This window comes from Acidobacteriota bacterium, from assembly GCA_003696075.1.
Lineage (GTDB): Bacteria > Acidobacteriota > Polarisedimenticolia > J045 > J045 > J045.
The window spans coordinates 1-8,536 of sequence record RFHH01000224.1 but is presented as its reverse complement, the minus strand read 5'-3'; the positions used below and the strand labels follow the sequence as shown (position 1 = coordinate 8,536).

The 8,536-nt window shown below is 70.0% G+C and carries 8 protein-coding genes; 3 read left to right on the top strand and 5 right to left on the bottom strand.

Annotated features, from left to right (window positions below):
- The 3 genes from D6718_13635 to D6718_13625 form a co-directional block, all read left to right on the top strand.
- On the top strand, nucleotides 1-396 hold a 396-nt coding region (locus tag D6718_13635), incomplete at its 5' end, for a hypothetical protein (protein RMG42611.1).
- Nucleotides 397-429: 33 nt separating this feature from the next.
- Nucleotides 430-1,482, top strand: coding sequence for an enterochelin esterase (locus D6718_13630; protein RMG42610.1), 1,053 nt, complete (start codon nucleotides 430-432; stop codon nucleotides 1,480-1,482).
- A 62-nt stretch (nucleotides 1,483-1,544) separates the two neighbouring features.
- Nucleotides 1,545-1,745: a DUF2892 domain-containing protein gene (locus tag D6718_13625; protein ID RMG42609.1), complete on the top strand. Its 201-nt coding sequence runs from the start codon at nucleotides 1,545-1,547 to the stop codon at nucleotides 1,743-1,745.
- A 179-nt stretch (nucleotides 1,746-1,924) separates the two neighbouring features.
- Here the strand turns inward: D6718_13625 and D6718_13620 are convergent, their stop codons facing one another.
- From D6718_13620 to D6718_13600, 5 genes are all read right to left on the bottom strand, one after another.
- Entirely contained in the window at nucleotides 1,925-3,508 is a 1,584-nt protein-coding gene (locus tag D6718_13620) for a serine protease (GenBank protein RMG42608.1), read from the bottom strand.
- Nucleotides 3,509-3,668: 160 nt separating this feature from the next.
- Complete coding sequence (locus tag D6718_13615; protein ID RMG42607.1) at nucleotides 3,669-4,778, bottom strand: hypothetical protein; 1,110 nt, start codon at nucleotides 4,776-4,778, stop codon at nucleotides 3,669-3,671.
- A gap of 23 nt (nucleotides 4,779-4,801) precedes the next feature.
- The gene (locus D6718_13610) at nucleotides 4,802-6,406 is read right to left on the bottom strand and encodes a hypothetical protein (protein RMG42606.1); all 1,605 of its coding nucleotides are present in this window, start codon (nucleotides 6,404-6,406) and stop codon (nucleotides 4,802-4,804) included.
- The gene (locus tag D6718_13605; GenBank protein ID RMG42605.1) at nucleotides 6,406-6,957 is read right to left on the bottom strand and encodes a hypothetical protein; all 552 of its coding nucleotides are present in this window, start codon (nucleotides 6,955-6,957) and stop codon (nucleotides 6,406-6,408) included. Before D6718_13605 ends, D6718_13610 begins: the two co-directional genes overlap by 1 nt.
- 8 nt (nucleotides 6,958-6,965) lie before the next feature.
- Complete coding sequence (locus D6718_13600; protein ID RMG42604.1) at nucleotides 6,966-8,405, bottom strand: hypothetical protein; 1,440 nt, start codon at nucleotides 8,403-8,405, stop codon at nucleotides 6,966-6,968.
- Nucleotides 8,406-8,536: the final 131 nt, after the last annotated feature.

Below are 8,536 nucleotides of genomic sequence, written 5' to 3'. Positions count from 1 at the left end.
GTTCGATGCCGCCGCGCGCGGGCTCGCCGTTCCTGGCCGAAAGTTTCGGACGCGGCGTTCCGCCGCGGGCGGGTCCGGGCGGACCGGGGTTTCGAGACCAGAGCGTTTCTCCGGGCGTTGCGGGCCGCGTCACGGCTCGGCTGCCGGGAGGTCTCGGCCGCTTGCCGCCGGCACGGCCGAAGGGTCGTGGCTGGGCGGCGCGGCGTCCGGACCGTGCGAGCGAACGACCGTGCGGTGCCGAACAGAGCGTTGCCCGGCGAGGGCTGCGTCCGGCCGGCACGGCCGCCGGTCGCGGCGGTCGCGCCCGCCGCGGCGGGCGCCCTCGGCGCACGGCAGGAGGCCGGTTTCGCCTTCCGCTCGCTGCGCGCCTGTCCGGGTGCCGTTCCGGGCCGCTAGAATGCGACCCGCCGCTAGCCCGGAGGTGGAGCGGTGCTGAGAAAGCGCATCCCTCTGCGCGGAAGGGTGGAGAGGTTCCGCCTCGAGTCGCGCGTGCTGCGCGGGAACCCGCTGGGCGATCCCCACGTCCGCGAGGTCGCGGTCTACCTTCCGCCGGAGTACGAACGCGAGCCGGACCGGCGTTTTCCGGTCTTCGTCGACCTGGTCGGTTTCCTGGGAAGCGGCCCAGCCCATCTCAACTGGAGGGCGTTCGACGAGAACGTCCCGGAACGGTTGGAACGTCTCGTGCGGCGCGGGGAGATGGGCCCCGTCATCGCGGTCTTCCCCGACTGCTGGACCCGTCTCGGCGGCAACCAGTACATCAACTCGCCGGCGGTCGGCCGCTATGCCGACTACCTGGTGCGGGAGGTCCTGCCTGCCGTCGACGAGCGGTACCGGACCTTCGGCGACGCCCGTCACCGGGCGGTGTTCGGGAAGTCCTCGGGGGGGTACGGCGCGATCGTGCACGGAATGCGTTACGCCCGGCACTGGGGCGCGATCGCGTGCCACTCGGGCGACATGTACTTCGAGTTCTGCTACGGGCACGACATCCCGCGGACGCTCGACTCGCTGGCGGCCTACGGGGGCGATCCCGCCCGCTTCCTCCGCGCCTTCTACGGGAAGAAGAAACTGTCGCGGGGTGACGCGCACACGATCATGTTCCTCGCGATGGCTGCGTTCTACGATCCCGACCCCGACGCCCCGCTCGGCTTCCGGCTCCCGATGGACACTCACACCGGCGAGATCGACCGCCGCCGGTGGGCGCGCTGGCAGCGGCACGATCCGATCAGACTCGTCGATCGCGAGGCGTGCCGGCGGCAGCTCCGTTCCCTCTCCGGCATCTACATCGACTGCGGCCGGCGCGACCAGTACTACATGCACTACGGCGCCCGAATCCTGCACAGGAAGCTGCGGCAGTACGGAATTCCGCACCGCTACGAGGAGTTCGACGACGATCACTCCGGAATCGACTACCGGCTCGACGTGAGCCTTCCGTGGCTCTACCGGAGGATCATGGGAGGGCGCCGCGGGCGCGCCCGGGCCTAGAATGGTGGCCCGAGGCGCGTGCCGGACCACCTGGCCGGACGCTCGGTGTCGAGGAGGCAGCGATGGACAAGAACGTCGGAACCGCCGACCGTGTCGCCCGCGTGATCGTGGGGCTCGTGCTGCTCGCCCTCGTCTTCGTCATCGAGGGGCCATGGCGGTGGATCGGGCTGATCGGGATCGTGCCGCTGGCCACCGCGGCGCTGGGCACCTGTCCCCTGTACACGTTGCTCGGGATCCGCACCTGCCAGGCCGACAAGAGCTGACGGCGATCGCCCGGGCGAACCGCGGCCCGCGGGCGGCCGGACGTCGCGGAGCCGGGAGGCCCCTCGGCGCCGTCGCCGCCCCCGGGGCGCCGGGGATCCGAGGCTCCCTCGGGGAAGTCCCGCCGCGGGCGCTGCGGGAAGGATTTCGGCTCGGTCGCCCCTGAGCCCGCCCCGAAGCCTCACGCGCCGGTACCGGCCGGCCCGCGCGGCCCGGCCTCCCCGGCGGACCCCGCCCGCCGGGGCTTCCGGCGATCGCCCCGATCCGCAGGGGCGTTCGGCCGGTCGGCCGGCCCCGGAGAGCGGCGGCGGAGGTCGGGCGACCGATCGTCGTCGAGGCCGAAGTTCCTCAGGATTCGCTCGCGGGCGGCCCTCGCCTCCGCGAGCGGAAGAACCATACGCCGGCCGTCGCCGACCTCGATCGCCAGCCACTCTCCCGTCGCCGTGTCGACGAGTTCCGCGAGTGCGTCGAGGTCGCGCGGGCGGACGCCGTTCACCGTCTCGACCACCAGATCCGCCCAGTCCTGGTAGCCCCGGTTGACCGGGTCCGGCAGCACCTGCTGGATGATGATCAGCTCGTGCCGGTCCGGGGTGACCACGTTGCGGTCGGTCGCCCACAGTTCGAGCTCGGCAGGGGGATCCTCGAAGTAGTCGCGCAGGTACTCGTACGAGAGCGGCTGGAAGAGGATCCCGCCGAAGACGAAGTAGCGCGGCACCTCGGCCGTGTGGCGGCCGGGCACGAGGGGCCGGTGCGGCGTCAGCTCGATCCGCGCGCGCCGGCGCTCGCCGCCGCGGAGCCACTCGAGCTCGATCGGCTCGCCGATCTGACGGGAGCGGACGGCGGCGCTCCAGTCGACGCGGCCGATTCCGGGAAGGTCCACCGTCAGATCGTTCGCCAGGGGGCGGCCGCCGATCGACAGCAGCACGTCGCCGGGCCTCAGGACCTCGTCCGCCGGGCCGCCGTCATCGACACGGATGACCAGCCCTCCGCTCGTTCCGGGCGGCATCCCGAGGTACTCCCGGAGCGCCGGACTCCCCAGGTCCTGCAGCCTGACGCCCAGCCTCGGGAACCCGTCGTAGCGACCGTCGGACACGTCGTCGAGAAAGTGCCGGATCACCGCGGCCGGTACCAGGTAGCCGATGTTCTCCGCGTCCTCCAGCGTCTGCATGGCGATGCCGGCGAGGCGGCCCGAGGCGATCGCCGGTCCGCCGCTGTTGCCCGGATTGACCGGGGCGTCGGTCTGGACCAGCAGAAGATCTTCCGCGGAGTGGACGTAGGTGCCGACCTGCACCCTGGAGACGATCCCCGAACTGTAGGAGACGCTCTCTCCGCCGATCGGAAAGCCGTAGATCCGGAGCTCGGTGCCCGGCGCAGGCGTCGCGCCGATCGGCACCGGCTCCACCTCCGCGAGGAACCGTGGATCCTCCAGGCGGAGCAGGGCGAGGTCGCACTCGTGGCCGATGTAGGCCACCTCCGCCACCGAGCGCTCGGCGCTGAAAGCCGATTGGACCTCGATGCTGACGGCGTCGGCCACCACGTGGGCGGCCGTGAGCACCGCGCCCCGGCCGACGAGAATGCCCGCTCCGGTGACGTGCTCGACTCCCGCCTTCTGCCACGGGCTGAGCAGATCGGGCGGATCGACGTACACGTCGATCCGCACGACCGCCGGCAGGATCGTATCGTCCGCCGGGAGAACCTGTGCGACGGACGCACCGGCGGCGAGGACGAGCCACACGGCGATCGCGCACCCACGCCTCATCAGCATGTGCGCCCCCTTCGTCGATAACGCGAAAGACCGCGAACCTGAACCGCGGCAGTATATCGCGGCGCTCCACCCGTCTGCGCGCTTCGGGGAGCGAAGCGGTCGGCTCCGGCGCGAGAGCTGGCGACACGGGGCGCCCGGACCCGCCGCCGGACCGACGGCCTCACGGGACCGTTTCCCAAGGCACGCCCGGCTGCTGGTGTCCCCAGCGGGCGAGATCGTCCAAGGGGATCTCGCAGCTGCGGAAGATCTGCCAGACCGCCGCGTTCGACAGGTCGGGGTCGCCGAGAGCGGCCGAGAATCGCTCCTCGTCGATGGGCCGTCCGTCGGCGCGCGCGTCGACCGTGGCCGGCCGGTCGCCGCCCGGAACGTACGTCAGCGTCACGAGCACCTCCCGCCCGAGGCCGCGAAACACCGCCCTCTTCGCGAGCCAGCGCGCGAGGAGCCCGCCGAGGCGATCGACCTTCCGGAGGTCCTTCCCCGACCACGCTCCCCCGCCGATCGGAACGCCCGCGCCGTAGGCGTCGGCGACCAGCTTCTTGCCCGAGAGCCCGTTGTCCCCGTTCGGACCGCCGCAGACGAACATTCCGGCTCCGTTGAGCATGATGTCGGGCGTCCGGAACCGGATGCCGGCCCGCTCCACCGCTTCGTCGACGAGCCGGCGCATGCGGATCCAATCGGTCTTCTCGTGATGGTTCAGCGAGATCGACAGCGAGAGCAGCCGCCAGTTGCTCCCCGATCGGGAAACCCGCGCGAGCACCTTGCCATCCGGTCCGATCTCGCCGGCTCCCTTCTCGTTCCGCAACAGATGCAGCGCCCGTCCCAGCCGCCGCGCCACCCAGACGGCCGGCGGCAAGTGGTTCGTCTCCTCGAGATCGTTGGCATAGCCGACGGAGATCGACTGGTCGTCGCTCAGATGCCGGAGCTCCCTCTCCCCCGGCTCGAACTCTCCCTGGACGAGGCCGGTGCTGATTTGCAGCTTCTCGGGAAGGGGCCCCCACGCGCGCCCGGCCGGATCGATGCCGTAGCCCGCGCGACGGTAGGTCTCCCGCACGATCTCCGCGACGTCGAGATCCGCGAGCACCTCGCGCCGGGTGGCGATCCTCCCGGTTACGTGGAACGTGTCGAGGATGCACGCCGCTTCGAGCCCGCACTGGCCGCCCGGATCCCGCCGGCGGACCCGCTCCACGATCGCGTCGACCGCTGCGTCGCACAATTTGTCCGGGTGTCCCGGAAGGACATGTTCCGCGGTCTCGATGCTCTCGCCCGTCATGGCACGACCTCCCGTACTTTCGTCTAGCCGATCGGCGGCAGTTGGAAGACCCTCCCGCGGCCGAAACCGGCCATGAATTGCCGATCCCCTTCAGCGAACAGGGCCACGGCGACCCGCGTCTTGGTGAGTCTCTTCCGGTGTTCCTCGGGGACCTCGCCGACGAAGCCGTCCGTGACGATCAAAGCGCGCCGGATGCTGTTCCGGATCATGTGCTCGGTCACGCAAGCGATTTCCGTTCCGTAGGTGCTGAGGACCCTTCCCCGTCTCAGCTCGTCGAAGGAAATGTCCTTCACCTCGGTGCTGAACAGGTGCACCTTGTCGGCGATCCAGTTCTTGAGAGGCAACAAGGCCTGGTACATGACCGGTACCAGGGCGCTGACGCTCCCGCTGACATCGAGGTAGACATGGGCTCGCTCGCAGGACACCCGGCTCGTGTGGTGCAGGTCGGCCGCGTAGAAAAGCACGGGAAGTCCGAGGGCCGCCCTCGCCTCCGCCGCGCGATCCGGCCGGGTGCGGTAGGGGAGCGGGACGCGGCAGACGGAGTCGGCGCGTCCGAGGTGACCCGGCTCCGTACCGAGGTCCGCCACCGAGAGGATCGCTTTCCGGAGAATCCTCCTGGTTGCCGCGTTCGCATCGCCAAGCGCGATCGAGCCCTCTGCCAGATCGCCTCCGAGGTCCCGTCCGGAAGCCCGGGTTTCGCGCGGCCACTCGGCGATGACCCGTTCCACGGCCTCGATGAGGTCGCTTCGCGCGTCAGCGTCCCCGCCCGCGTCGTCCGGATCTCCGTGGTTCCCGAGAAGGAGGGGCCAGTCTTCTCCTGCCGCCGGAGCGGACTCCGGATGCCCGTCGCGTCGCTCCTGCCGGCTGTCGCCGGTGTTGCCCGCGGTGCCACCTTCTCGATTCGGTCCGCCTTCGCCCCCGGACTCGGACGGACGGGTGCCGGAGGCGCCACTCTCCGGCTTTCTCCCCGAGGGGTCCGTTCCCGGTAAACCCGCGGGGGAGCTCTGCTCGTCCTTGTCGCCCGGTTCGTTCCCGGCACAGTTCTTCGCCGCGCCCTCGCCGAGCTTCTTGACGGCCGGGGCGACGGCGGCCGCCACGAGCGAGAAAAGCTCGGAGTAGGTCGCGCTGCCGTTCTTGTAGAGAGCACGGTGAGCGGCCCCGGCGGCGCCGTCCAGAATCCACCTCACGCGTCTCGTTCCCCAGCCGGGCGGCGGCCGCAGCAGCGCTTCCGGGAGCACGTCGGGCCGGTACAACCTCCGGAAGAGCAGTGTGTGCTCGAGGTCTCGGAATTCCCTGCAGAGCTGGGCATTGATGACGGCATCGAAGACGAGGTTCTGCTCCGGCGTGACGCGGGGGAAAAGGCGCGTGTGCCCCAGCAGGATGTGGTACAGCTCGTGCATCACGAGCATCGCCAGCGCCCCGTCCGTGGGACAGTGAAGCCGGACGAAGTCGGGGTTGATCAGCAGCCGGGAGCGTAACCCGAGGGTCACGCATGCGGTGTCGACCTCCGTCGACATCTCGATCGACAGCAGCGACAGCAGCTTCGCGTATGTCGGGTGCGTCGGCGGAATCGCCGCCAGGATGCGTTCCTGGATTTCCCTCGACCGTTCCTTCGCTTCGCAGACCATCACCGTTTCTCCTGTTCGGCGCCGACGCGGTAGAAGGCGACGACTCCTCCGTGGTTGACGATCGGCTCGACGCTCGGGCTCCTGATCGCCAGGAACAGGGGACCCGACAGGCGGCTCAGCAGGACCAGGGCGGCGGCGGAAGACCGGACGCGCCGCACGCGTTTGTGGGGCCAGCGGGGGAACCGGCGGGCGAGCGCGACGCGCGGAAGCCCCAGACGGGCGGGATCCTGGGCGGCGAGGCGGTCGAGGAGTTCGTCCGTCGCCGCTTCGACGGTCAGGCGCGTCGTCCCGGTCACGGAGCCACCCGACCATGACCGTGCCAATTTCAGGGCGGCGAGCAGCCTTTCCCGAGGACTCAGAGAGTTCCAGTCCTTCCCGCACAACAGGGACAGGTCCAAAAAGCCGATCAACTTGCAACCGGCGCCCGTTCCCTGCTCCGCCCTTGCCGCTCCTTTTCGCAGCGGGGACACGGTGATGGAGAGCCGCGGAGGCGCGGACATGTTGTGCAGAGCACGGCCCGCCTCGAGAGCGCTGTCGGTGGTTTCCCTCATGGCGACACTCAGGCGGCCAGAGACCGTCCGTCGCCTCGGAGCAGCTCCCGGAGCTCGCGGAAGCGGGCGACGAGCGCGTCCGGATCGAAGGTCTCCTTCTCGACGAGGAAAAGGGTCATCAGCGCGTTGGCGAGCTCGACTCTGTCGGGGTCGTCGGATTTCTGCAGGGCGGTGACCGTCGACAGAACCTTGCTCCAGGAGTGGGCCTTCGCACGGGACATCGACTGGTGGTGGGACTCCTCCACGGAGAAGGCCAGGACTCCGGACAACGGTTGGGTCAGGATCTCGAGCGCGGGCGCATTGATCCGGTCGCCGTCGGCGAGCAGGGGAGAGAGAAGGATCGACAGCAGGTACCGCTCGGGCTTCGTCGAGCGGGCGAGGCAATCGCACAGGACCGAGCTGAGCTCGTCCCTGCCGATCGACCCGGGGGGCGCCTTGGCGGCGAGGATCGCCCGCCTGGAGGGGTCGATTTCCGCACGGATGGCGTGCCAGACGCTGCTGGGGTTCTCACCGGCGGTCTGGCACGCGGCGTTGTGGATGCTCCGCAACACGGACGAAGTGGGACGCCGCCCGTATGCGGGATGCGGAAGGCCGCTCGCGAGGGCCTCGAAGGCGGCGTCGTCGAGGCGCGCCGGAATCCGAAGCGCCTTGCAGGCCGCCCAGACCGACCGCGCCGAGCGAACGAGGAAGACGGCCCGGCGGCCGCTGATGGGGAACCCGGCCTCCCTGAGGGGGATCAGCAGCGCGTCGGTCCAGGCCTCGAGCCAATCGTCGTCCAGAGGATGGGAGTCGGCCAGATGGTCGCGAGTCCTCCGCACCAGCTCGCGGAGATCGGTGCCCCGGGGCCCGGGGTCGCGCTGCGTGGCGATCAACGCGCGGCGGGCCCGAACGGACATCTCATAGATCCCCGGCACCGTCACCACGTACGCGAACCGGTCGGCGAGAGCTGGGTCGAGGGGCAGCGAGCCGGCGTAGATCTCTTCGCTCTCTTTGTCGCTCTCGTCGGTGCACGGGGGGTTCATCGCGGCCCACCGATACCGAAGCTTCGGGAGGGGAACTCCTTGAACCTTGCGCTCGTGGACGAGCGAGAAGAGCTTGTTCTGAGTTTCGGGGCGGCAGCGGGAGATCTCGTCGAGGAACACCGACTCGGCACCCCAGATGCTGGCCGGCGTCTCGACGAACTCGATGCGCTTCCGCTCGGCGTCCGGCATCGGATAGCCGAGCAGGTCGTCGAAGCTGATCAGGCTGGCGTTGTAGTGGCGGTGCTCGAGGCCGAGTGCGGCAGCGATCCTGTTGAGAAGCTCCGACTTCCCGGTGCCGTGCGGTCCGATGAGCAGGAGGGGCCGCTCGTCGGCCAGGGCCGCGAGAACGATCGGATCGAGGTGATCGAGGCCATGCAGGCCGAGCGAGCGCAGCAGGCGCTCGGGACGGGCCTTCGCCTTCTCCATCGTGTCCCTCCTTCCCCCCGGCCGAGTTCGTCCAGCCGGTCCCGGGGGAAGGGGGGACCCAGCTGACGCTTTAGCAGCATTTGTGAATCGCCCTGCAAGCTGTCAGATCAAATCGGCGATCGCGCCGGGGC

Coding starts and splice junctions, on each gene's coding strand:
- D6718_13610 (RMG42606.1), bottom strand. CDS start 6,406: ATGGTCTGCGAAGCGAAGGAACGGTCGAGGGAAATCCAGGAACGCATC.
- D6718_13600 (RMG42604.1), bottom strand. CDS start 8,405: ATGGAGAAGGCGAAGGCCCGTCCCGAGCGCCTGCTGCGCTCGCTCGGC.
- D6718_13615 (RMG42607.1), bottom strand. CDS start 4,778: ATGACGGGCGAGAGCATCGAGACCGCGGAACATGTCCTTCCGGGACAC.
- D6718_13625 (RMG42609.1), top strand. CDS start 1,545: ATGGACAAGAACGTCGGAACCGCCGACCGTGTCGCCCGCGTGATCGTG.
- D6718_13605 (RMG42605.1), bottom strand. CDS start 6,957: ATGAGGGAAACCACCGACAGCGCTCTCGAGGCGGGCCGTGCTCTGCAC.
- D6718_13620 (RMG42608.1), bottom strand. CDS start 3,508: ATGCTGATGAGGCGTGGGTGCGCGATCGCCGTGTGGCTCGTCCTCGCC.